Genomic DNA, 23,444 nt, shown 5'->3' on the forward strand with positions numbered 1-23,444 from the left:
AATCGTCTGGCGTTGCACAAATGCGGCTGGAAAACCAAGCTGGAGAACAGCGGCCGCGTTCGTCAGAACGCCCGCTGCTCCAGAGCATGTCGCCCGAACGTGGGAGCCGGTTTCGGGACAACGACATGCGTAAAAACAAAAGCTCAAAGCGTAGGAAACGAACCTGGAAGATCGCGACGCGCTTTAAGCGGATGAGAGGCCAGCCGTCACCGGCTGCTCGCGCTCACGCCTCTTCGATGCGCAGCATGTGGTTGTCCCAGACATGGTCGGGATCGTCGAGGGATTTGCCGTGGGTCCCGACGATGACGCCGCTGCCCGTGGTCGCCAGAAAGCCCTTGCCGTCCGGGGCGACGCCGCACACTTCGGTCAGGTCCTGTGCCGACAGCACTTTGGCTGTCGCGGCATCGATCACCGCCAGCGAATTGCCCTGCGGCGAGGTCACCGCCACGGTGCCCGACAGGGGGTTGGCGGCGACCGAGCCGACATAGTTGCGCAGGCTGTTGAGCACCTCCTGCGGCATGTCGATCAGCGCGATGCCCTTGTCGCGCGTGGCCTTGCCGACCAGCGGCGGACGGTCGGTCACCGGCCCGCGATACTGGCAGCCGAACCACACATTGCCGTCGGCGTCGGTGTCCATGTGGCGGATCGACAGCTTGTGCAGGTCGGCGGGCAGCTCGTGCTTCTCGATCAGGTCGCCGCTGATGCGGTCGACCAGCACATAGGAAGGCTGCATGGTGGCGATGTTGAGCTCGGCCCGGCCATAGTCGGGATGGGTTTCGATGCCGCCATTGGCGATGGCCAGCGTGCGTCCGTCGCCGAGCAGCAGCAATTCATGCGGGCCGACGCCGTAGGTGGGGAATTCGCCCACGCGCCGGAAGCCGGAGCGGGCGTCATAGACGCCGACCATGCCCTCGCCATTGTCGAAGTCGTTCTCGGTCGCGTAGAGCAGCGCGCCGTCCTGCGTGAACACGCCATGGCCGAAGAAGTGCCGGCCCGGCACGCTGGCAATGGCCAGCGGCTCCTCGCGGCCCTTGTGGTCGAAAACCATGGCGAAGGTGCCGGGCTGGCGCGCGAACACTACCGAGCGCCCGGAAACGGGGTCGAAGGTCACGTCATGGCCGCGATCCGGCAGATCGACCGTGTGCAGCACCTTGCCGGCTTCGGACAGCACCGCCGCGCCGTAGCTGCCGTCGCGGCGCACGAAGGCGGTGGCGAAAACGGCATCCGCCGCCAGCGTGCGCGCCCAGGCGGCGGGGGCAAGGGCCGCGGCGAAGCCGGCGCCTGCGGCGCGCAGGAAGTGGCGGCGGTCGATCAGTGGCGTGCGCATTGCGGTGCCTTTCCTGTTTCGGCCGTCTCCACGTGTCAGTCGCCGTCGAGCGACGAGAAACCGGCGGTCAGCCCGAACTCGCCGCTCAGCCTCACGCCGAACAGGTTGGAGAGGCTGGAGGTGACGGTGCCGTAGTAGTCGAGCTTTTCGCGCCGTGCCGGATCGGCCAGCACCTCCTCGACCGGGCCTTGCACGGAGCGTGCAGCTTCGGCGCCGTTGGTGAGCTGAATTTCGATGGATTCGGCGATCCAGCGCGCCTCCGGCGATAGGGCATCGGTAAGATGCGAGGCCCGGAACAGGCCGTGCAGGCCTTCGAGATTGGCGGCGAGCGAGGCGGTCGTGCCCTGCGAGCGCCAGTAGAGCGCCTGCTTCGGCTTGTCCTTTTCCGGGCGCGAGCCGAGGAAGCCCCTGAGCCGCACGTCGCGCACCATTTCGAGCCCGTTGATGAATACGCCCATCAGCTCGGTCACGGCTTCCGAACCGTTGCGATAGACGGGATTGTCCGGGCCGGGGCTGCCCCAGATGGCGGCGAAGCCGTCCGTCCGGTTCCAGGCGTCGCGCACCTCGGCGCTCACAGCGGCGATGTTGCCGGCCACCGCCGCGCCGAAGCTGCAGCGATAGGCCCCTTCGCTTCCGGCCAGCTGCCCGGAATCGGTGCCGAACAGCACATATTCCAGCGCCCCGAAGCCCTGCATGGCGACGCTCTTGCCGGCGATCCTGTCCGCGTCGGCGGCATCCGGGTCCTTGGCCGCAAGGGCGGCCTGCACCTGCTTGAGGCCGATGCTCTTGCGGTCCGGCCAGAACAGCAACCGCTCCAGCCGGTTGCCCTCGCGGATGGGGCCGAACATGATCAGCTCCACTTTCGACCAGCTTTGCGCGACCTGTCCGAATTCGGCGCGCGCGCTGTCGAGGGCGTCCTGCGAGGGGGTCTTGCACAGGGCCTCGACGGCCGTTTCGAGCGCGGCGGCGTGCTCCGCGAGGTCGCCATAGGCAGGGCGGACGAAGCCCTCGACCGCCTGTCCGATGACGTCGGAAGCCGGCATCGCCGCTTGGGTTGCGGCCGGTATGAAGAGGGAGAAGGCCAAGGCGAGCGCCAGGGATTTCATCTAGAGCGACTCCAGGAACTTGATCAGCGCCGCGCGGTCTTCGGCACCGGCGGCGGCAAAGCGGTCGCGCGCGCCTTGCGCCTCGCCGCCGTGCCACAATATGGCTTCGGTCAGGTTGCGGGCGCGCCCGTCATGCAGGAAGAAGGTGTGGTTGTTCACCCGTTGCGTCAGCCCGATGCCCCACAGCGGCGGCGTGCGCCACTCATGGCCGTCGGCGACGCCCACCTGCTGCCCGTCGGCGAGCCCTTCGCCCATGTCGTGCAGCAGGAAGTCGGAATAGGGCCAGATGAGCTGGAAGGCATGCGCCTTGTTCGGCGCATCGCGGCGGGTGACGAATTTGGGCGTGTGGCAGGAGGTGCAGCCCATGTCGTAGAACGCCTGCTTGCCGGCCAGGACCTCCTTGTTGTCGAGATCGCGGCGCACCGGCACGGCAAGGTTCTGCGAGTAGAAGGTCACCAGGTCCATGATCGGCTCCGGCGCCTCGGTGTCGCCGAGCCGCGCCTGCACGCCGGTCTGCATTTCGAGGCAGGTCTTCTGCGCCTCGGTGCAGTCGCCCCAATGGCGCGGCGCCTCGGGCGAGGAAATGCCGATGTCGCCGGCCAGCGCGTCGGCCGATTGCTGGCGGATGGTGGCCGCCTGGGCCTTCCAGCCGAAGCGGCCGAGCGTCGGCTTGCCGGTTGCGGGATCGGGCACGATCGCCGCCTTGCCGGAAATGCCGTCGCCGTTCGCATCGTCGGGGTCGGCATTGGCGAGGATGTCGGCGGGGTGGATCTGCTCGACGAGGCCGAGGCCGATCATCGGGTTGGCGATGCGCGGCGACAAGGTCGTGCGCTTGTCCAGCGGACCGTAGCCGAGGTCGTCGATCGCATAGCTCGGCTTGCGCAGCGAGACGGCGGTGCCGTCGCCGAGGGTGACGGGCACGTCCTCATAGGTGATGCGCATGCGCCCTTCGCTGACCAGCCCCGGCACGGCGAGGTCCTGCAACTGGGTGCCGTAGACCGGATCAGGGAAGTTCAGCACCTGGTGCGCGGCGACCGCCTGCTTCTCCTCTTCCGTCTCGGCTTCCCGGGCAAGGCGCAGGAACATGGAGGTGGCGTCGAGGCTGGCCTCCGGCGGGTGGCCGCGCCCGTCTTTGAGATGACAGCTCTGGCAGGCGCGGGCGTTGAACAGCGGTCCCAGCCCGTCCGAGGCCTGGGTGGAGGAGGGCGACGACACCCAGTTCTTGCGGAAGATGGCGTTGCCGAGCTTGAAGGTGCCTTCCTCCTCGAAGGTGATGTTGGCCGAGGAGTGCGAGAAGGAATTGGCGTTGATGCGCTTCTTCGCGGTGCCGGCGCCGCCCTGCATCAGTTCGAACTGTTCGGGCCTGGAAAAATCCGCGGTCGGCGTGGTGATCGCCCTGACGCGGGCAAGGTCCTTGGGCGTGAGGTCGTCGCGCACCGAAGGCGTGTCGGGCAGGTCGCCGGCCGTCGCCGGCGAGGCCGGCACCAGCAGCAGCGCCGCCAGGGCGCCCGCGCCCGTCCGAAGAAGCATGAGCCGCCACCCGCAGGGGGCGGCGCAGTCACACCCACCCGACGCCAGGCGAACACGCCTTGCGGCACCATGTCGTGCGGGCCCGGAGCCGGCTCCGGGATCGGAGGGATGCGGCAGGCCAGAGCCGGCCCGCCGCCGGCGGCGCAGAAAACCTAGTATGCGCCGCATTCCCGCATGTCCTATTCGGCCTCGTTGGCCGGGGCGGCGTTGAGAAGGCCGTATTTCTCTTCGCCGATCGAAGCGAGCAGGTCGAGCTGCGTCTCGAGGAAGTCGATATGCCCTTCCTCGTCCGAGAGCAGTTCCTCGAACAGCTTCATGGTGACGTAGTCGCCCAGTTCGTTGCAGATCTCGCGCGACCGCTTGTAGGAGGTGCGCGCGTCATATTCGCCGGCCAGGTCCGATTCCAGCACTTCCTTCACATTCTGGCCGATGCGCAGCGGGGCCACGGATTGAAGGTTCGGATGGCCTTCGAGGAAGATGATGCGCGCCACCAGCTTGTCGGCGTGATGCATCTCCTCGATCGATTCCTCGCGCTCTTTCTTGGCGAGCTTCTGATAACCCCAGTCTTCCAGAAGACGATAGTGCAGCCAATACTGATTGACAGCACCAAGCTCCAGGAAAAGAGCTTCGTTAAGCCGCTCGATGATTTGTGAGTCGCCTTTCATGGGTCCTGCTCCCGTATTGGATGCGCAATTCTCTTACGCGATCCAAGTGTGAAACGATGTCCACGCCGCCCGCCTCCGAGCGGACGTGGTACTCCTCGGTTACCCGAATGATCGTTTCGACCACATTTGGGAAGCAGCCGCAACAACGACCGCGCTTCTTCATATAATGATAGACTTTCGCCGGCACGATCAGCTGCCACGGATCGCTGTCCAGCAGATCGACGATTGCGTCCTCGATCTCCTTTTCGGTGATGATGTTGCAGTGGCAGATCAGCATGTCGTCTCGGCCTGGCTGAGCGGCGCGTAACAGCGCCGCCATAGCTGGAAGGGGAGGTGGGAGCGGTCCTTACTGGAAAACCTTGTCGGGAGCGTCGAGGCTGTCGGAGCCCTCGAAGGCGATGGCGTCGAGCTTCAGTGCGGCGACCACGCGTTCGATCGACTTGGTCTGGTCGACCAGCGCGTCGATGGCGGCCTGCACGGTGGCATTGCCTTCCGCGTTGCCCTCGCCGATCTGCTGGTCATAGGCCTCGCCGCCCTCGGCGCGCGCCTGGATGGCTTCCATCTTGGCCACGGTCGCATCCAGCTTGCCGGTCATCTCGGTGTCGAGCGCGGGGTCGATCCCCTTGACCATCTCGGACAGCGAGGGGCCTTCGACGGTCGAGCCGTCGATGCGCTTGTAGCTGCCCAGATAGGCTTCGCGGATGCCGGCCGCGTCGTAGAGATGCGAGATGTGGGTGTTGTCGGAGAAGCAGTCGTGCTCTTCCTCCGGATCGTGCAGCAGCAGGCCGAGCTTCATGCGCTCGCCGGCAAGCTCGCCATAGGAGAGCGAGCCCATGCCGGTGAGGATGGTCGACAGGCCGGTGTTGTCGTCGCCGTCGGTCAGCGCCTTGCGGGCCTCGCCGCCTTCCTTCCAGTTGTCGACCATTTCCTGCAGGTCCGAAACCAGCAGGGTGGAAGCCGCCTTCAGATATTCGGCGCGGCGCTCGCAATTGCCGCCGGTGCAATTGGCCTTGTCATAGTCGGTAAAGGGGCGCTCGCCGGCGCCCGGGCCGGTGCCGTTGAGGTCCTGGCCCCACAGCAGGAATTCGATGGCGTGATAGCCGGTGGCCACATTGGCCTCGATGTCGCCGGCTTCCTGCAGCGTGCCGGACAGGAATTCCGGCGTCAGCTTGGAGGCGTCGACTTCCTGGCCGTCGATCTCGATCTTGGTGTTGGCGATCACATTGGCGGTATAGAGGGTGTTTTCGTCGGATTCGGTGCCGTAGCTGGTGTCGACATAGTCGATCAGGCCCTCGTCCAGCGGCCAGGCATTCACCCGTCCTTCCCAATCGTCGACGATGGCATTGCCGAAGCGATAGACCTCCGTCTGCTGGTAGGGAATGCGCGCCGCCTTCCAGGCTGCCTTGGCCGCATCCAGCGTCTCGGCGGAAGGCGTGGCGAGCAGGGCGTCGATGGCCGTGTCCAGCGTCTTGGCGGTTGTCAGCGAGTCTTCGTATTTGGCAAGCGCGATGTCGGAATAGGTCTTGATGATCGCTTTCGCGTCGGTCTCCGCCCTGGCCGGCAGGATGAAAATGGCTGCCGTCAGCGCCGCGGTGGCGCCGATCGCCGCCATTCTGGCCATGTGGCGGGTCGAGACCCGGTTTCTCGTCATCACTCTCATCTCCTCAAGGAGTTCAGATGTCCGCTTGCCGGCGCCGGGGAGGCGAACCGGTGCCGGCTGCACGGACTGCTTCGACGGAAGGAGATGATGTCACGGTCGGCACGGCACCTTGCCGCGGACGGGGCAGGACAAATCCACGACGGACATTGCCGGCACGAAACAACACCGAAGCCTCCAATCGAAAGGGTTAAAGGCCCTCACATCAAAGGTATGCGCCAAAACGCACATTCTCATAAAGCTTCCCGTCTGCCGAAAGTCAATCAAAATCTCCAAAAAGGGCAATCAAAACAATAGTTTAGAATTATTCTAAACTGAAGGAGTCAGGTTTACAGGCGCAACGGCCGGCAATTGCCGGTTGACAGCCGGGCCCGGGCGGTGCGACGCCGGTCGCACCCTCTTGCCGCGCGGGGCGCCAGTCGCCATCTGGCGGGGGTAGGCCCTGTCCTCGAATGCTTGAAATCCGGGAAGCTGTGCGATGAAGAATGGTGCGATCATTGTGGGAACCGGCCATGCCGGAGTGCAGGCGGCGGCCAGCCTGCGCGAGGAGGGCTTCGACGGCCCCGTTCTGCTGATCGGCGAGGAAAACGAGCTTCCCTATCACAAGCCGCCGCTGTCCAAGACCTTCATCAAGGATGCCGAGGCGCGGCCCCAGCTTCTGCGCGGCGAAAGCTTCTACAGCGGCAACGCCATCGACTACCGGCCCGGGTTGCGCGTCACCGGCATCGACTTGGCCGGCCGCCGCCTCGAACTGGCCGGCGCTGCGCCGCTGGCCTTCGACCGGCTGGTCCTGGCCACCGGCTCGCGCCCGCGCAAGCTGCCCATCGACGGGGCCGGCCTGGCCGGCGTCGTCTCGCTGCGCGAGGTGGCGGATGCCCGCCTGATCCGCGAGCTCAGCGGCGCCTGCGCGGACGTGGTGGTGCTCGGCGGCGGCTTCATCGGGCTGGAGATCGCCGCCACGCTGCGCGCCGCCGGCCGCAACGTCACCGTGGTCGAAGCCATGGACCGGCTGCTCGGCCGCGTCGTGGCGCCGCCGATCGGCCAGCATGTGCGCCAGCGCCTGGCCGATATGGGCGTGCGCATCCTCACGGGCACGACGGTCAGCCGGCTGGAGGGCGAAAACGGCCATGTCTCGGCCGCCGTCACCTCCGCCGGCGAGCGCCTGCCGGCGCAACTCGTCATCGTCGGGGTCGGGGTCGTGCCCAATGTGGAACTGGCCGAGCAGGCCGGGCTTGCCGTCTCGAACGGCATCCGCGTCGATGCGCAGATGCGCACCTCGGTGCCCGAGGTCCTGTCGGTCGGCGATGTCGCGTCCTACCGCCACTGGTCCACCGGCGGCGACGTGCGGCTGGAATCGGTGCAGAACGCCACCGACCAGGCGCGGCTGGCGGCGCGCACCATCGTCGGCGGCGCGGACGCCTATGGGGCGGTGCCGTGGTTCTGGTCGGACATCGGCGACATGAAGCTGCAGATGGTGGGGCTGACCGCCGGCGCCGACAGCCATCTGGTGGTCGGCGAGCCGCAGGACAACAGGTTCTCCGTCTATCACTTCGCCGGCGACAGGCTGCTCGCCATCGAATCGGTCAACCGCCCGGCCGACCACATGCTCGGCCGCAAGATGCTGGGCGCCGGCTTCTCGCCGTCGCGGCAGGCGGTGCTGGAGGGCGCCGATGCGTTGAAGGCCGCTTTCGCGGCCGCAGGATGAAAAAAAGCCCCGGCCGCGGGACAGCCGGGGTGTTGATTGCCTGCCCTGTGAAGAAGCCTATTTGCGCGCCAGCAGGTCGCGGATTTCGGTCAGCAGGGCAACGTCGGCGGGCGGCGGGGCGTCCGCCGCCGCTTCGGGCTGGCGCTCCACGCGCTTGCGGATGCTGTTCACCCCCTTGACCATCAGGAAGATGATCCAGGCCAGGATCAGGAAGTTCAGGACCACGGTGAGGAAGGAGCCGTAGGCGAATACCGCGCCCTGTTCCCTGGCCGCGGCCAGCGAGGTTGCCGTCACCGTCGAGGACAGCGGCAGGAAGAAGTTGTTGAAGTCGAGGCCGCCGAAGACGGCGCCGACGATGGGCATGATGATGTCGTTGACCAGCGAATCGACGATCTTGCCGAAGGCGGCGCCGATGATCACGCCGACGGCCAGATCCATTACATTGCCTCTGGAAATAAACTCCTGAAATTCCTTCAGCATTTTCCTCTCCAATGTGTGCGGCACATGCCGCTTCGTTGCTGCCCCACCCGGTCGGTGCCCGTGCGACAATAGCAGAAACCGTGGGTTGAAAAACGGGGAAATCGCGGCCCGGTTCCCGCCAGCCCTGCCCGCCTGCCCTACACGCCGAAGGTCGCGGTGGACAGCCATGCCCGGCTGTGCTTGCCTCGTATCGTCAGGAAGCCGTGGAAGTCGAGCCGTGCTGGGCTGGTTGATCGTTGTCGCCGCCATTCTCTATGTGACGATGCTGTTCGCCGTCGCCGCCCTCGGCGATCGCCATGCGGCGCGGCGCGGCCCCATCGCCTCGCGCCCCTATATCTATTCGCTTAGCCTTGCGATCTACTGCACCTCGTGGACCTTCTTCGGCTCGGTGGGCCTCGCTTCCGAGCGCGGCCTCGAATTCCTGACCATCTATGTCGGGCCGATCCTGATCTTCATCTTCGGCTACCCGTTCCTGCGGCGGGTCATCCGGCTGAGCAAGGCCGAGAAGATCACCTCGATCGCCGACTTTCTGGCTGCCCGCTACGGCAAGAGCTTCGCCGTCGCCTCGATCGCCACCATCATCGCCACGGTCGGCATCATCCCCTATATCGCGCTGCAACTGCGCTCCATCGCCGGCTCCATCGGCCTGATGGCGGCCTTCTATTCGCCCGACGTGATCTCCGACGAATTCGTCTATCGCGACGTCGCCTTCCTGGTGGCCTTCCTGCTGGCCGCCTTCGCGGTGCTGTTCGGGACGCGGCATGCCGATGCGACGGAGCATCAGGACGGGCTGGTGCTGGCCATGGCGGTGGAGTCGGTCATCAAGCTGGCCGCCTTCCTTGCCGTCGGCATTGCGGTGACGCTGTTCTTGTTCAGCAGCCCCGACAATCTGTTCGAGGCCATGCAGGCCAACGAGATGGTGCAGGCCTCGATGGGCTTCCAGACCTCGCCGTCGACCTGGATCGTGCTGACCATGCTGGCCGGCAGCGCCATCGTCATGCTGCCGCGCCAGTTCTACATGACCATCGTCGAGAACCGTTCCGAGCAGGAGCTGAAGACCGCGAACTGGCTGTTCCCGCTCTATCTGGTGCTCATCAACCTGTTCGTGGTGGTCATCGCCTTCGGCGGCCTCACCGTGGTGGGCGGGCGCGCCAGCGCCGACCTCTATGTTCTGGCCGTCCCCCTGTTCAACGGCCATCACGTCATGGCCATGATCGCCTTCATCGGCGGGCTTTCGGCCGCCACCGCCATGGTGATCGTCGAAAGCGTGGCGCTGTCGATCATGATCTCCAACGACCTCGTCATTCCGCTGGTGCTGCGCCGCCTGCTGCGCTCGGCCTCGGGCGAGCGCGAGGACTGGTCGAAGGTGATCATCGTCATCCGCCGCGCGGCGATCTTCTGCATCCTGTTCGTGTCGTTCCTCTATTATCAGGAGATGGCCGACAATGTGCGCCTCGTCGCCTTCGGCCTGATCTCCTTCGCCGCCATCGCCCAGTTCGCGCCGGCCTTCGTCGGCGGGCTGGTGTGGCGCGGGGCCAACGCCCGCGGCGCGGTGCTCGGCATGGTGTTCGGCATTCTGCTGTGGGCCTATACGCTGTTCGTGCCCTCGCTGCTGCCGCCCGACACCTCCTTTCTGGTCGACGGGCCTCTGGGCATCGCGGCGCTGAAGCCGCAGGCGCTGTTCGGCACCAGCGGCGAGCCGCTGACCCATGGCGTGCTATGGAGCCTTGCCGTCAATGTCGTCTTCTACGTGCTGGGCTCGCTGTCGCGGGCCTCGCATCCGCGCGAGCGCATCCAGGCGGCGATCTTCGTGCCGCGCGAGACCAGCCCGATGCCGAGCCTGCGGCGGCTGCGCACCGAGGTCACCGTCAACGAGATGAAGGACACCATTGCGCGCTATCTGGGGGTGGAGCGCACCGAGCGCTCGTTCCAGTCGTTCGAGCAGCGCGAGGGACGCAGCTTTCCCGGCAACGCGCCGGCCACGGCCGAAACCCTGCGCTTCGGCGAGCAGCTCCTGGCCAGCGCCGTCGGGTCCTCCTCGGCTCGCCTCATCCTGTCCCTCCTGGTGCAGCGCCACGACCGCTCGGCCAAGCATGCCTTCCGCCTGCTCGACGATGCGTCGGACGCGCTCCAGCAGAACCGCGACCTGCTCCAGATCGCGCTCGACCAGATGGAGCAGGGCATCACCGTGTTCGACAAGGATCTGCGGCTGACCTGCTGGAACCGGCAATACCGCCTGCTGTTCGACCTGCCGGACGAGATGGGGCAGGTGGGGGTGTCGCTGGCCCAGATCTTCGGTTTCCTCGGCGACCGCGGCGACATCACCGGGGCCGAGGAGGTTGCGGCGCTCAACCGCCTGACGCGCTTCGGCGAGCCCTGGCAGCTCGAACTGCTCACCAGCGGGCGCATTCTCGAGCTGCGCTCCAACCCGATGCCCGACGGCGGGATCGTCGCCACCTATGCCGACATCACCCAGCGCATGCAGGCCGACCTCGCCCTGAAGCGGGTGAACGAGACGCTGGAACAGCGGGTGGTGCGGCGCACGGCCGAGCTGACGCAGGTCAACGAAGAGCTGGCGCAGGCGCAGAAGATCGCCGAGGAGGCCAATCTGGGCAAGACGCGCTTCCTTGCCGCCGTCGGCCACGATATCCTCCAGCCGCTCAACGCGGCGCGGCTCTACTGCTCCTCGCTGATCGAGAAGGCGCCGCGCGGCCCGCTCGGCGACGCGGCCGTCAACATCGAATCCTCGCTGGAATCGGTGGAGACCATCCTGGGCGCCGTGCTCGACATATCGCGCCTCGATGCGGGGGCCATGAAACCGGACGAGACCGTCTTCAGCCTGGACGGCCTGTTGCAGCAGATCGCCACCGACTTTCAGCCGATGGCCTCGGCCAAGGGGCTGCGGCTGCGCATCGTGCCCTCGTCGATCAGCGTGCGCACCGACCGCAACCTGTTCAGGCGGCTGGTCCAGAACCTCGTTTCCAATGCCATCAAATACACGCGCCGGGGCCGCGTGCTGGTCGGCGCACGCCGGCGCGGCGAGCTGGTCGAGATCCAGGTGATCGACACCGGCATCGGCATCGGGCCGGACCAGCTCAACACCGTGTTCCGCGAGTTCACGCGCCTCGACGAGGGCGCCCGGGAGGCCGAAGGACTGGGGCTCGGCCTTTCCATCGTCGACCGCATCGCCCGGGTGCTGCATCTGGAAATCCGCATCTCCTCGGTGACGGCGCAGGGAACCCGGTTTTCGGTGCTTCTGCCTGTCGTCTCCGGCGAGGCGGCACGACCCGTGCGGCGGCAGGTGCCGCCGCCACGGCCCTTCTCGACCCTGTCGGGCCTCGAAGTCCTGTGCATCGACAACGATCCCCGCATTCTGGAAGGCATGCGCCTGTTGCTGGAGGGCTGGGGCTGCTCGGTCACGGTTTTCTCCGGCTTGCGCGCATTCCTCGAGGCGCGCGACCGGCGGCCGCCGGTCGACATCATCCTTGCCGACTATCATCTCGACGGCGAGAACGGGCTCGATGCCATCGACCGCCTGCGCGACATCTACGGGATCGAGACGCCGGCCGTGCTGGTAACGGCGGATCGCTCGACCGAAGTACGCGCCGAGGCCGAGGCGCGCGGTGTCACGGTCATCAACAAGCCGGTGCGCCCGGCCGCCCTGCGCACCATGCTTTCGCGCGTGCGCCCGCTGGCGGCGGAGTAAAGCATGATCCCGAAAAGTTGCAGACTTTTCGGACAGGATCATGCGTCGGGCAAACAACCATGATCCCGAAAGGTGCAGCCTGTTCGGACAGGATCATGCGTCGGGCAAAGAATCATGGTCGCGAAAGGTGCAGGCCGTGCACGCCGGCGCTCAGGCGGCGGCGATGGAGTCGGTGCCGATCTTGGAGAGCTGGATCACGGCCTGCGTGCGGCTGTCGACGTCGAGCTTCTGCAGGATCGCCGAGACATGCGCCTTCACCGTGGCTTCCGATACGCCGAGCTCATAGGCGATCTGCTTGTTGAGCAGCCCTTCGCCGAGCATGGAGAGCACCCGCGTCTGCTGCGGCGTCAGCGTTTGCAGGCGCCGGATCAGGTTGGAGATTTCGGGGTCGCGCTCCTCGCCGAGGTCCATTTCCGCCGGCGCCGCGATGCCGCCGTCCAGCACGGTGCGCACCGCGCTGCGGATTTCCTCCATGCTGGCCGATTTGGAGATGAAGCCGGAGGCACCGAGATCCAGCGCCCGCCGGATCGTCACCGCATCGTCATGCGCCGAGACCACCACGATGGGCAGTGAGGGCTGGATGCCGTGCAGCGAGATCAGGCCCGAAAGCCCGCTGGCGCCCGGCATGGCGAGGTCGAGCAACAAAAGATCGATGTCGCCATTGCCGACCAGCACCGACTTGGCGCTCTCGAAATCGCCGGCTTCGAGAATGGACGGCTCCTCGCCGATGCCGGCGATCGCCTCCTTCAAGGCCCCGCGAAACAGCGGGTGATCATCGGCGATTACGAAGGTGTAGCCTGACGGCAATGATTCCTCCCCGCCACCGCTTGTCTGCCCGTTTCGACGGCAGCCGGCGAATTATGCGTCGGCGTGCCGTGTTTTCAAGCACAAACTTTACGCCGTCGGTTCGGCGCCTCCGTTCCGGCCCGCGGCCGTGCTCAGGTCCGGTCCGGCGCCGGCTTCGGTCCGGCGGTGTCCTGATTTTCCATGTCCTTGACGATGCCCATGAAGGAGCGGAAGAACCGCTCGACATAGCTCATCGTCTTGTTGAACTCCTCCTCCGTGGGCAGGGTGGATTCCAGCCGCGCGGCCAGCGAGTTCTCGAGCTTCGCCACCCGGTCTTCCAACGCCTTCACCTGGCTTTGCAGGCGCTCCATCTCGTCCTGCACGACGTTGCGCTCGTCGGCCGCCATGCGGCAGACAAGCTGGCCGGACTGCTCGCGGCAGGTCGACATGGCACCGGTGGTCGTGTCCATGCGCACGAAGCCGTCGTCGGTCTTTTCCATCCGGTAGCGCTCGGCCTCGCCCTGGGCCGAAGCCGGGATCGCCAGCAGGGCGAGCAAGGGCAGGGCGATCAGGATGCGGTCTCGCATGGAAGCCTCCTTCCGGCTGTTTGCCCCCAAATATGGTGGCCGGAGTATAGCAGCCATTGTGCCCGAAATGGGGATGGCCGCACAGGCGCACTTTCCATGGCCGGGGCTTGGCGGTATAGCCCGCTCATGTCGAGCCTCATCTACAAGATCGTTCCGCGCACCCTGTGGCGCGAAGCCGAGCGCACGGGAAGCTTCGCCGGTGCGCCGGTGGACCTGGCCGACGGCTATATCCATTTCTCGACCGCCGCCCAGCTGTGCGAGACCGCGGCAAAGCACTTCGCCGGGCAGGACGACCTGGTCCTGGTCGCCGTCGACGGCGCGGCTCTGGGCGAGGCCCTGCGCTGGGAGCCCTCGCGCGGCGGCGCGCTGTTTCCGCATCTCTACGCGGCCCTTGCCGTCGACGCGGCCCTTTGGGTGCGCCCGCTGCCGCTGGCGGAGGACGGGCGGCATCGGTTTCCCGAACTGGCCCCATTTTCTGAACCGCCCCCATTTTCCAAACCGGAGTAGGCATGAGCGCGCTGGATGCGATCGGCAGGAAGCTGCTGTTTTCCCTCGATCCCGAAACCGCGCACGGGCTTTCCATCGCCGCGTTGCGCTGCGGCCTGCCGGTCGGGCCGAAGCCGCCGCGTGATGAACGCCTCCGGGTGCGGCTGTGCGGCCTCGATTTTCCCAATCCGCTCGGCATGGCGGCCGGTTACGACAAGAACGCCGAGGTGCCGGATGCGCTTCTCGGCCTCGGCTTCGGCTTTGCCGAAGTGGGCACCGTCACACCGCTGGCGCAGCCGGGCAATCCGCGCCCGCGCATCTTCCGCCTGACCGAGGACGAGGCGGTCATCAACCGGCTCGGCTTCAACAATGAGGGCCATGAGGCGGCCGAGCGCCGGCTTCGCGCCCGCAAGGGCAGGGGCGGCATCGTCGGCGTCAATATCGGCGCCAACAAGGACAGCGCCGACCGCATCGCCGACTATGAGCGGGGCGTGGCGCGCTTTGCGCCGCTCGCCTCCTATCTCACCGCCAACATCTCCTCGCCCAACACGCCGGGCCTGCGCAACATGCAGGCGCGCGCGCAACTGGCCGAGCTTCTGTCGCGCGTCATGGCCGCGCGCGAGGCCGCGGCGGCAAGGCCGCCGGTCTTCCTCAAGATCGCTCCCGACCTGGTCGAGGCCGAGCTGGAGGACATCGCCGCCGAGGTTCTGGCCAGCGGCATCGACGGCGTCATCGTCTCCAATACCACCATCTCGCGCCCGCCGCTGAAAAGTGGCGCGGTCGCCGGCGAGACGGGCGGGCTGTCGGGCAAGGTGCTGTTCGAGCGCTCGACGGTCGTGCTGGCGAAGATGCGCAAGCTGCTGGGTCCCGAGATCGCCATCATCGGCGTCGGCGGGGTGAATTCGGCTGAGACGGCGCTGGAGAAGATCCGCGCCGGGGCCGACCTCGTCCAGCTCTATACGGGCATGATCTTCGCGGGCCCCTCGCTGCCGGCGCGCATGCTGTCGGACATGGCCGGTGCGTTGCAGCGGGGCGGGCACGCTTCGGTGCGGGAGCTGCGCGACGTCTCGCTGGAAAAATGGGCGGTAAAGTCGCTCTGAAGGCCGGCTTTACGAGACCGTTCGCGCAGGGCCGGGCGCGAAGGTCGCGCGTTCGCGTCTGGGCAGCATGGCGGCAAGGCCAAGCCCGCGCATCAGCAGGAAGATGTGCAACGCGATCCACAGGCCGTGATTGCCGAGCAGCGGAGTCAGCACCGTCATGGCCGCCGCGAAGGCAGCCAGCGCCAGAAGCATGATGTTGCGCATGTCCGTCGACCATGTCGCGCCGATGAAGACCCCGTCCATCTCGAAGGCAAGCACGGCGCTGACCGCGGTAAAGGCTGCCCAGGGCAGGAAGGCGGTGGCCATCGCGCGCACGTCCTCGGCGGTGGTGAGGAAGGCGATGAGACCGCCGCCCCAGGCAAGGAGCGCCGCCGTCGCCACGCCCGCCAGCACGAAGCCCCACACCGCGCAAAGCCGCACCGTGCGGCGGAAGGCGTTGCGGTCGCGGGCGCCGACGGCGCGGCCGGCAAGCTGCTCGGCGGCGGTGGCGAAACCGTCGAGGAAGAAAGCGGTTGCCATGAAGAAATTCATCAGCACGGCATTGGCGGCCAGCGTCACCGTGCCGAACTGCGCGCCCTGGCGGGCGAACAGGGCGAAAGTCGCCAGAAGCGCGAAGGAGCGGATCATGATGTCGCGGTTGAGCGACAGCATGCGCCCGACGGACGCCATGTCGGCGATGCGGGCAAGGTCGATGCGCGGCCCGGTGCGGAAGCGCGACAGCACGATGGCCATGCCGGCCAGCATGGCCGCCAGCTCGCCGCCGACCGTGCCCCAGGCGACGCCGGCCACGTTCCAGCCGAGATGGAGGCCGAGATAGAGCGAAAAGGCGATGTTGGTGCCGTTGAGCAAAATTTGCAGCCCCAGCGCGGCCTTGCCCTCGCCGCGCCCGAGCAGGTAGCCGAGGAGCGCATAGTTGATCAGCGCGGCGGGCGCGCCCAGCAGGCGGATGCGGACATAGGTGTCGAGCGCCCGGTTCACCGCCGGTTCGGCGCCGAGGAAGCCTATGCCGCCGGCCGCGACCAGCGGCGCCATGATGGCGATGAGCAGGCCCAGCCCCAAAGCGATGAGAAAGGCACGCCAGAACACGGCCTGTTCCTCGCCGGCATCGCCGGCGCCGAAGGCCTGCGCCACCAGCCCGGTGGTGCCGGAACGCAGGAAGTTCAGCGTGGTGAAGACGACATTGAACACCAGCGCGCCGGCGGCCAGCCCGCCCAGCAGCGCCGCATCGCCATACTGGCCGATGATCGCCGTGTCGGCGAGGCCGAGCAGCGGCGTCGTCATGTAGGCCAGCGTCATCGGCACGGCGATGGCCAGCACCGTGCGGTTGGAGACGGTGAAGCCGCGTGTGGGGCGAAGCGCCTTGCTGTCGATGCTCACGGTGTCCGCCCTGTTCCTCGCCGTGGCCGGCGATCCCCTGCCTACAGCCCGGCGTTCCCGCTATTTGCGATAATTGGCGATGCGGATGAGCAGGAAGGCCGGGATGACGATGGCGGCGCCGAGCAGGATGTAGCCGAGCACGCGGTCGATGGCGCGGAAGCCGAGGTTCCAGATGTCGAGGAAGAAATTGCGGATGCCGATGACGACATCGTAGGGCGACCAGCCGAAGGCGCTCATCACCAGCCCGACGAGGAACGAGACGACGAGCAGCTTGAGCAGGATGCGCAGCGGCGAATCGCCGAGGAAGCGGGTGAGGGCGGACAAGGTGTTCTCCTGAAAATCCGTTCCGGCCATGCAATAGGCAAACCGCACCCCATGCGCAAGAAAAACCCGCCCCATGCTTGTCGCGAAGGGGCAGGATGAAGCTATGTTGTTCTAAACGTTTTTCTGCCGGCGCAGGCGAGGTGCGAGCGTGATGGCAATCAGACCCACGGCGGCAAACAGCAATGCAAGGCTGATCGGCCGCGTGATGAAGGTTGTGGGGTTGCCGAGCGAAAGCAGCATTGCCCGTCTGAAATTCTCTTCGATAAGCGGACCGAGCACAAAGGCCAGGATCAGTGGCGCGGGTTCGGCCTTCCACTTCATGAACGCGTATCCGACAAAGCCGAAGAAGATCATCACATAGATGTCGAAGACATTGTTGTTCACGCTGTAGGCGCCGATACAGCAAAAAACCAGGATGGCCGGATAGAACAGCCGATAGGGGATCTTCAGCAGGGATACCCAGACCCCGATCAGGGGCAGGTTGATGATGACCAGCATGAGATTGCCGATCAGCATGCTGGCGATCAGGCCCCAGAACACGTCGGGGTTTTTCGTCATCACCTCCGGGCCGGGCTGGATACCATGGATGAGCATGGCGCCGGCCATCATGGCAATGGTCGGGTTCGACGGGATGCCCAGTGTCAATAGCGGCACGAACGCCGTCTGGGCACTGGCATTGTTGGCTGCTTCGGGGCCGGCCACGCCCTCAACGACGCCCGTTCCGAAGCGATGCGGATATTTCGAGATGCGCTTTTCCACCGTGTAGGCGGCGAAGGAACCCAAGGTGGGTCCTCCGCCCGGCAACAGGCCGAGGAAGGAGCCGATGAAGGTGCCGCGCAATGCCGAGGGGACGACCTTCCTGAACTCCTCGCGGCTGGGCATCAGCCGGCCGATCCTGCCTTTCAGGACCACCCGTTCTTCGGGGCTTTCGAGATTCTTGAGGATTTCGGCAACCGCAAACAGGCCCATGGCCAGCGGGACGAAATCGATGCCGTCGCTGAGATCGAAGAAACCGAAGCTCATTCGCTGCACGCCGCTTGAAACGTCGGTGCCGACAAGCGACAGCAGCAGGCCGACGAAGACCATCGCCAGGGCGCTGAGCACCGATCCTTGCGCCAGGATGACGGCGGCGATCAGCCCGAAGATCATCAACGAGAAATATTCCGCCGGCCCGAAGAACATCGTCAGCTCGCTGAGGCCGGTCGCGAATATCGCCATGAGAATCACCGCGATGAAGCCGGCGAACAGCGAGGAAAGTGCGGCGATGGAAAGCGCGGGCCCAGCCCGCCCGTTGCGTGCCATCTTGTAGCCGTCGAGGCAGGTGACCACCGATGAACTTTCACCGGGAAGATTGACGAGAATGGCCGTGGTCGATCCGCCATATTGTGCGCCGTAATAGATGCCGGCGAGCATGACCAGCGCGGCCACGGGCGGCAGATAGAAGGTGACCGGAAGCAGAATGGCTATGGTTGCAACAGGCCCGAGGCCGGGCAGGACACCGATCAGGGTGCCGATCAGCGCGCCGCTGAAACAGTAGAACACGTTCTGGATTTGCAGGGCGACCGAAAGGCCGGCGAACAGATTGGAGAAGGCGTCGAGCATCGTCCTATCCCATCACCCACAGAGGAATGGGAAGGCGCAGTGCAAATACGAAGACACCCGCCGAGAACACGGTGAGGCCAATCGCCAGAGCCAGAATTTCTCCCTTGCTGCTGTCGCGGTCGGCCAGACTGACGAGCACGACGAGCGCCGGCATCGCCACGAGCAGGCCCGCTCTTTCCACCAGCAGGCCGAAGGACAACAGACCGGCGAACAGGAAGACCAGCGGGCGTATCGGCCAGGAATGCAACCTGTCGCCGCCGAGGAAAAACGAGCGTAGGAGAATGCCCAGACCGGCGAGGGCAATAAGGCCGCACAATGCCGTCGGCATATATCCCGGGCCCATGCGCAGGATCGTGCCGATCCGCAAGCTGGAAATCTGCCAGTAGAGCAAGCCTGCCATCAACAAAAGCGTGGCCGCAAAGAGAATGTCGTTTGGATTCTTGATTGCACGCATGGAACCTCCCTTCCACTGGATCGGTCGGCTACCGGTGCAGGAAGCTGCCCGATGCCACACAAAGCGCAGATCGGTCGATCTGCATGAGCGAGCTGGAGCCGGCCAGCATCATGGTGCGCTCCAGTTCGGTTTGAAGGATTTCTACCGCCCTGGCCGCCCCCGTCGCACCGCCCGCCGCCAGGCCGTAAAGCATCGCGCGGCCGCACAGCACGGCCTTGGCCCCGAGGGCCAAAGCCTTGAAAATGTCACTGCCCCGCCTCACGCCGCTGTCCAGAATGATGTCGCAGCGCCCGTTCAGCGGCTTGCCGATGGCTGAAAGTACTTCGAGCGAGCTTGCCGTGCCGTTGAGCTGCCGTCCGCCATGGTTCGATACGACGATGGCATCGACGCCTCGCTCGGCGGCGGCGAGTGCATCCTCCACGCGCATGATGCCCTTGACCACGAGCTTGTGCGGCCAGATCGAGCGCAGCCAGTCGACGGTTTCCCAGGACAGGGCCGTATCCATCTGGGCGGAAATGAAGCGTGCGCCGTCGATGGCACTGGTTTGTCCGCGTGGCAGAAACTCGGCCAGATTGCCGAACCCTGGTGGGCCATGGGGCGCCACCACGTCGAGCAGCCAAGCCATGCGCCTGGCGACATCCAGTTTTGCGCCCCATGTCAGTTTGCCGGGGCTCGCGTAATTGTGCTTGTCGGTTTCGCGGTTCCCGAGCACGATGGCATCGCTGGTCAGCACCAGCGCTTCGCATCCCGCCTGCTGCGCCCGTTCGACCAGACGGCGGGTGATGGCGGTGTCCTTCAGCATGTAGAGCTGGAACCAATGCCGGCCGCCATCGATCACGCGGGCCACTTCCTCGATCGAACTGCTCGACATGGTGCTTTGCGTGAACGGGATGCCTGCCAGGCGCGCGGTCCGGGCCAGGACCAGGTCACCGTTCTTGGCCAGCAGGCCGTTGTAACCCGTCGGCGCAACCGCGAAAGGCAATTGCGAGGTTTTGCCGAGAATGTCGACGGACATATCGACCGCGCGAATGCCGGCCAGTTGCCGCGGCAGGATCCGCGTGGCGGCAAAGGAGGCGCGATTGGCCGCCATCGTCGTTTCATCCTCGGCACCGCCATCGACATACTCGAACGAGAAGCGCGGGACCCGCCGTCGGGCGAGACTTCGCAGATCATCGATATTGCGCGCCTGCGCCACGGCCCTTGCACTTGCCACTTCGAACCCTCCGGGACACGGGAACAACGGTGATCAGACGGTGCTGATCACGTAGCCCCTGCCGTTTTCGTCATTCGGATCGAGATGCCATTTGGCAAAGCCGACGATGGTCGAGCGGCCCTTGACGGTAGGGACCACCGCCCGGTTTCCGCCCACGGTCGTCTCGCGAACGATGCAGCCTTCGAATGTGCCGGAGCCCAGCAGTCCTTCCGCCTGTATCGGTTCGCCGATTTTTATCCGGCCGCGTCCCTCGAGCATTGCAAGCATGGCCGAGGTGCCGGTTCCGCCCGGTGAACGGTCCATCTTGCCGTTGCGATAGGTGTGGACGCAGCGATAGAACGCGCCGGGCCGCTGTGACGGTTGGTAGAAGGTCACCAGGTCGATTTCGGTGATGTGCGGCTTTTCCGGATGGACGAGCTGGATTTTCTCATTGATCTGGCGCTTGGCCAGCACGCCCAGCTTGGCGAGGATTGCCCCGTTCTCCGGCGCGATCCGGCAAAACGATTCCGGAAGCGGGATGGTGATGAAATAGTTGCCGCCGAAGGCAATGTCGGCCTGCACCGTACCGAGATCGCGGAGTTCCACGGGGATGTCGCGTTCGGCCAGGAAGGCCGGAACATTTTCGAAGCGGCACGACCTTACATCGTCGCCATCGACTTCGACTTCGGAGACAACGATCCCGGCGGGTGTTTCGATCCGGATCCGGTTGGGGCTCGACGACTGTGGGGTCAGGTCGAAAGCCGTCATGATCATCGAGGTGGCTATGGTGCCGTGTCCGCACATGTCGCCATAGCCGTCGCCATCCAGCCAGATGACGCCGACATCGGCCTCGGGGGTGGAGGACGGCACGATCAACGCGCCGAACAGGTCATTGTGTCCGCGTGGTTCATTCAGGATGGCCTTGCGCACCCAGTCGAAGCGCTTCCTGAAATGCTCGCGCTTTTCCAGAAGGGTGGTCCCTCCCGGAAAGAGGAATTGCCCGTTTATGATGCAGGTGGTTTCACCTTCGGTCTGTGTGTAGACGGCGTCGACGAACGTCGTTCTTCTCATGCAATTTCGCTCCAGATGTGAGATTTTACCGTTGAAAGACGCGGCAGGTTGCGGGATCGCCTCCCTGCCGCGCATGATGGTCGTCATCTCAGTCGAGCGTGATATTCGCCGACTTGACGAGGGCGCCGAAGCGTTCGATTTCCCCCGAGATGAAGGTCGCGAAATCTTCCGGTGAATTCGCCACCACCTCGATACCTTGCTTTTCCATCCGCTCGGTGAAAGCGTCCTGCTTCAACACTTTCTCCAGCTCCTGATGCAGGCGTCCGGTGGCTTCGGGTGGAATTCCGGCTGGCGCGACGAGGCCGTACCACTCATAGATCTCGACATTCTCCAACCCGGCCTCGGCCATGGTGGGAACATCTGGCATGACTTTCGAGCGTTGGGCGCTGGTTACGGTCAGTGGCCGCACCTTGCCGCCCTCGACCGAAGACATCACCGACGAGATCACGTTGAACATCATGGGAATCTGGCCGGCGATGACGTCGTTGAGACCCGGGGCGCCGCCGCGATAGGGGACATGGACCATGTCGACATTGGCCGCGAGCTTCATCGCCTCTCCGGCAAAATGCCCCGACAGGCCGTTTCCAGCGGAACCGTAGGGGATGGTGCCGGGGTCCTTCTTCGCCATTTCCAGAAGTTCAGCCAGCGTCTTGGCCGGAAACTGGGGATTGGTGACCAGGGCCACGCCAACGCGGGTGACCAGGGTCAGAGGCTGGGCATCCTTGACCGGGTCATAGGGCAGGTCGGGGACAAGATGGACGCTCGAGGCGTATGAGCTTGCGATGATGCCGAAGGTATGCCCATCCGCGGGCGCGCGCAGGATCGCCTCCGTGCCGGTAACGCCGCCTCCGCCGGTCTTGTTTTCCACCACGACCGGTTGCCCGAGCGCCTCACCGAGTTGTGGAGCGATCAAGCGGGCGATGGTGTCGCTGGTGCCCCCGGCCGGGTAAGGCACGATCAGGTGCAAGGGCTTGGACGGGGCCCATTCCTGTGCTGCCGACAGGCTCGAAAACGCCAGGGTAAAACCCAGCGCGATCAGAAACGGGATTCCCCTTGCGCTTTTCCGTGGTTGTTTCGTCATTATTCTTATACCTCCCTTTTTCATATCCTGCCTGGCCTCCGGGTTTCTGGGTGTCCCGCTCAAAGCCCGTATCGGTTCGCATCGGTTGTTTCGGCGCACTGCTTCCGCCGGCCGTGTCCGGCACGCACCCTTAAAGGTCGAGTACGAGGCGATCGCTCTTGGCCCGGGATACGCAAACCAGCATCACCTTCCCCGCTTCCTGATCGGCGCGGCTGAGAACGTCGTCATTGTGTTCGGGGACCCCGGAAAGCACGCGCACAAGGCAGGTGCCGCAAATGCCGGCACGGCAGGAATTGGTGACTTGGCAGCCATTTTCCTCAAGAATGTCGAGCAGGCTGCGATAGGGCGGGACGACAAGCCGGCGGCCGGATCTGGCCAGTTCGACCTCGAAGCTGCCCGCCTCCTTGAAGGCCGCCTTCTCGCTCGGGGCAAAGCGTTCCAGATGGAGGGCGCCGGCCCGCCATGTCTGGCATTTTTCCTCGACAGCGTTGAGCAGCGGACCAGGCCCGCAGCAATAGACGACCGCTTCCGGATCGTGCTGTCCGAGAAACCGATCCAGATCGAGCAGTCCGAATTCATCCTGCGGAACGATATGGATCTCGCCTCCGGGGATCTCCCCGATCTCTTCAAGGAAGGCCATCGAACGCCGGCTGCGCCCGCCATATAGAAGTGTCCATGGCTTTCCCTGCCCGGCGACCGTGCGGATCATCGGGATGATCGGCGTTATTCCGATGCCTCCGGCAATGAAGAGGTAGCGTTTCGAATCGACCAGGCCGAAATTGTTGCGCGGTCCGGCGACGGTGAGCCGGCCGCCCTCTTCCAGCTCTTCATGAAGATAGCTGGAGCCACCCCGGCTGCAGGGATCGTGCAGCACGCCGATGCGCCAGCGATCCGCATCTTCGGGGTTCCCACATAAAGAGTACTGGCGCACGATCTCTCCGGGCAGCAGCACATCGATATGCGCGCCCGGTCGCCAGGCCGGCAGGCGTTCTCCGTCCGGTGCAGCAAGCTCGATGCTCAGTACACCTTCGGCAATGCGATCGAGTCGCGTGATGACCAGGTCGAACAGTTTGCTCGCCTGTTCGAGCGACCAGGAGTCGAATGTCGTCATAAGCTCGGCCAATCTCGTTACGCAACCGGTTCGGCTTGGCTGAGATGTCGCCACCCGCGACATCTTCCGTGGTTCCAGATGATTTCGGGCAGCGGCC

The 23,444-nt window shown here is 65.3% G+C and carries 21 protein-coding genes; 4 read left to right on the forward strand and 17 right to left on the reverse strand.

Annotation, left to right across the window (positions count from 1 at the left end):
- Positions 1-223 precede the first annotated feature (223 nt).
- The 6 genes from ABID37_RS10760 to ABID37_RS10785 form a co-directional block, all read right to left on the reverse strand.
- Positions 224-1,327 carry a DUF1513 domain-containing protein gene (locus ABID37_RS10760; RefSeq protein WP_354194497.1) on the reverse strand — a complete coding sequence of 368 codons (1,104 nt, stop codon included), beginning with the start codon at positions 1,325-1,327 and terminating at the stop codon, positions 224-226.
- A 35-nt stretch (positions 1,328-1,362) separates the two neighbouring features.
- A complete protein-coding gene (locus tag ABID37_RS10765; RefSeq protein ID WP_354194499.1) occupies positions 1,363-2,433 on the reverse strand; it encodes an imelysin family protein in 1,071 nt (356 codons plus the stop codon).
- Complete coding sequence (locus ABID37_RS10770; RefSeq protein WP_435521552.1) at positions 2,434-4,131, reverse strand: di-heme oxidoreductase family protein; 1,698 nt, start codon at positions 4,129-4,131, stop codon at positions 2,434-2,436.
- Positions 4,132-4,142: 11 nt separating this feature from the next.
- Positions 4,143-4,628: a bacterioferritin gene (gene bfr / locus ABID37_RS10775; protein WP_354194503.1), complete on the reverse strand. Its 486-nt coding sequence runs from the start codon at positions 4,626-4,628 to the stop codon at positions 4,143-4,145.
- Positions 4,594-4,905, reverse strand: coding sequence for a (2Fe-2S)-binding protein (locus ABID37_RS10780; protein ID WP_354194505.1), 312 nt, complete (start codon positions 4,903-4,905; stop codon positions 4,594-4,596). The genes bfr and ABID37_RS10780 overlap by 35 nt, the downstream gene beginning before the upstream one ends.
- Before the next feature lie 69 nt (positions 4,906-4,974).
- The gene (locus tag ABID37_RS10785) at positions 4,975-6,249 is read right to left on the reverse strand and encodes an imelysin family protein (RefSeq protein ID WP_435521555.1); all 1,275 of its coding nucleotides are present in this window, start codon (positions 6,247-6,249) and stop codon (positions 4,975-4,977) included.
- A gap of 514 nt (positions 6,250-6,763) precedes the next feature.
- Here ABID37_RS10785 and ABID37_RS10790 point away from each other — a divergent pair.
- Positions 6,764-7,990: an NAD(P)/FAD-dependent oxidoreductase gene (locus tag ABID37_RS10790; protein ID WP_354194509.1), complete on the forward strand. Its 1,227-nt coding sequence runs from the start codon at positions 6,764-6,766 to the stop codon at positions 7,988-7,990.
- Positions 7,991-8,047: 57 nt separating this feature from the next.
- Here the strand turns inward: ABID37_RS10790 and mscL are convergent, their stop codons facing one another.
- Positions 8,048-8,470 (reverse strand): large conductance mechanosensitive channel protein MscL, encoded by a 423-nt coding sequence (gene mscL, locus ABID37_RS10795; protein WP_354194511.1) that lies wholly within the window; start codon positions 8,468-8,470, stop codon positions 8,048-8,050.
- A 217-nt stretch (positions 8,471-8,687) separates the two neighbouring features.
- On the opposite strand from mscL, the gene ABID37_RS10800 reads away from it, so the two are divergent.
- A complete protein-coding gene (locus ABID37_RS10800) occupies positions 8,688-12,176 on the forward strand; it encodes a hybrid sensor histidine kinase/response regulator (RefSeq protein ID WP_354194513.1) in 3,489 nt (1,162 codons plus the stop codon).
- Between the two features lie 150 nt (positions 12,177-12,326).
- Here ABID37_RS10800 and ABID37_RS10805 read toward each other — a convergent pair whose 3' ends face one another.
- Positions 12,327-12,983 carry a response regulator gene (locus ABID37_RS10805; RefSeq protein ID WP_354194515.1) on the reverse strand — a complete coding sequence of 219 codons (657 nt, stop codon included), beginning with the start codon at positions 12,981-12,983 and terminating at the stop codon, positions 12,327-12,329.
- 131 nt (positions 12,984-13,114) lie between these two features.
- Positions 13,115-13,549, reverse strand: coding sequence for a hypothetical protein (locus ABID37_RS10810; protein ID WP_354194517.1), 435 nt, complete (start codon positions 13,547-13,549; stop codon positions 13,115-13,117).
- Between the two features lie 126 nt (positions 13,550-13,675).
- Here ABID37_RS10810 and ABID37_RS10815 point away from each other — a divergent pair, with 126 nt between their 5' ends.
- On the forward strand, positions 13,676-14,056 hold the full coding sequence (locus ABID37_RS10815) for a DUF952 domain-containing protein (protein WP_354194519.1): 381 nt from the start codon (positions 13,676-13,678) through the stop codon (positions 14,054-14,056).
- Positions 14,057-14,058: 2 nt separating this feature from the next.
- Positions 14,059-15,135, forward strand: a complete 1,077-nt coding sequence (locus ABID37_RS10820) for a quinone-dependent dihydroorotate dehydrogenase (protein WP_354194521.1) — start codon at positions 14,059-14,061, stop codon at positions 15,133-15,135.
- Positions 15,136-15,144: 9 nt separating this feature from the next.
- Here the strand turns inward: ABID37_RS10820 and ABID37_RS10825 are convergent, their stop codons facing one another.
- The 8 genes from ABID37_RS10825 to ABID37_RS10860 form a co-directional block, all read right to left on the reverse strand.
- Positions 15,145-16,431, reverse strand: coding sequence for an MATE family efflux transporter (locus ABID37_RS10825; protein WP_354194763.1), 1,287 nt, complete (start codon positions 16,429-16,431; stop codon positions 15,145-15,147).
- Positions 16,432-16,572: 141 nt separating this feature from the next.
- Positions 16,573-16,866 (reverse strand): DUF6460 domain-containing protein, encoded by a 294-nt coding sequence (locus ABID37_RS10830; protein WP_354194523.1) that lies wholly within the window; start codon positions 16,864-16,866, stop codon positions 16,573-16,575.
- Positions 16,867-16,947: 81 nt separating this feature from the next.
- Complete coding sequence (locus tag ABID37_RS10835; RefSeq protein WP_354194525.1) at positions 16,948-18,438, reverse strand: tripartite tricarboxylate transporter permease; 1,491 nt, start codon at positions 18,436-18,438, stop codon at positions 16,948-16,950.
- Positions 18,439-18,442: 4 nt separating this feature from the next.
- A complete protein-coding gene (locus ABID37_RS10840) occupies positions 18,443-18,892 on the reverse strand; it encodes a tripartite tricarboxylate transporter TctB family protein (protein WP_354194527.1) in 450 nt (149 codons plus the stop codon).
- Between the two features lie 28 nt (positions 18,893-18,920).
- The gene (locus ABID37_RS10845) at positions 18,921-20,087 is read right to left on the reverse strand and encodes an alpha-hydroxy acid oxidase (protein ID WP_354194529.1); all 1,167 of its coding nucleotides are present in this window, start codon (positions 20,085-20,087) and stop codon (positions 18,921-18,923) included.
- Positions 20,088-20,138: 51 nt separating this feature from the next.
- Positions 20,139-21,155: a proline racemase family protein gene (locus tag ABID37_RS10850; RefSeq protein ID WP_354194531.1), complete on the reverse strand. Its 1,017-nt coding sequence runs from the start codon at positions 21,153-21,155 to the stop codon at positions 20,139-20,141.
- Positions 21,156-21,243: 88 nt separating this feature from the next.
- The gene (locus ABID37_RS10855; protein WP_354194533.1) at positions 21,244-22,236 is read right to left on the reverse strand and encodes a Bug family tripartite tricarboxylate transporter substrate binding protein; all 993 of its coding nucleotides are present in this window, start codon (positions 22,234-22,236) and stop codon (positions 21,244-21,246) included.
- Positions 22,237-22,366: 130 nt separating this feature from the next.
- Complete coding sequence (locus tag ABID37_RS10860; RefSeq protein WP_354194535.1) at positions 22,367-23,347, reverse strand: PDR/VanB family oxidoreductase; 981 nt, start codon at positions 23,345-23,347, stop codon at positions 22,367-22,369.
- Positions 23,348-23,444 lie beyond the last annotated feature (97 nt).

It is taken from the genome of Aquamicrobium terrae (genome assembly GCF_040545735.1).
GTDB classification, from domain to species: domain Bacteria; phylum Pseudomonadota; class Alphaproteobacteria; order Rhizobiales; family Rhizobiaceae; genus Mesorhizobium; species Mesorhizobium terrae_A.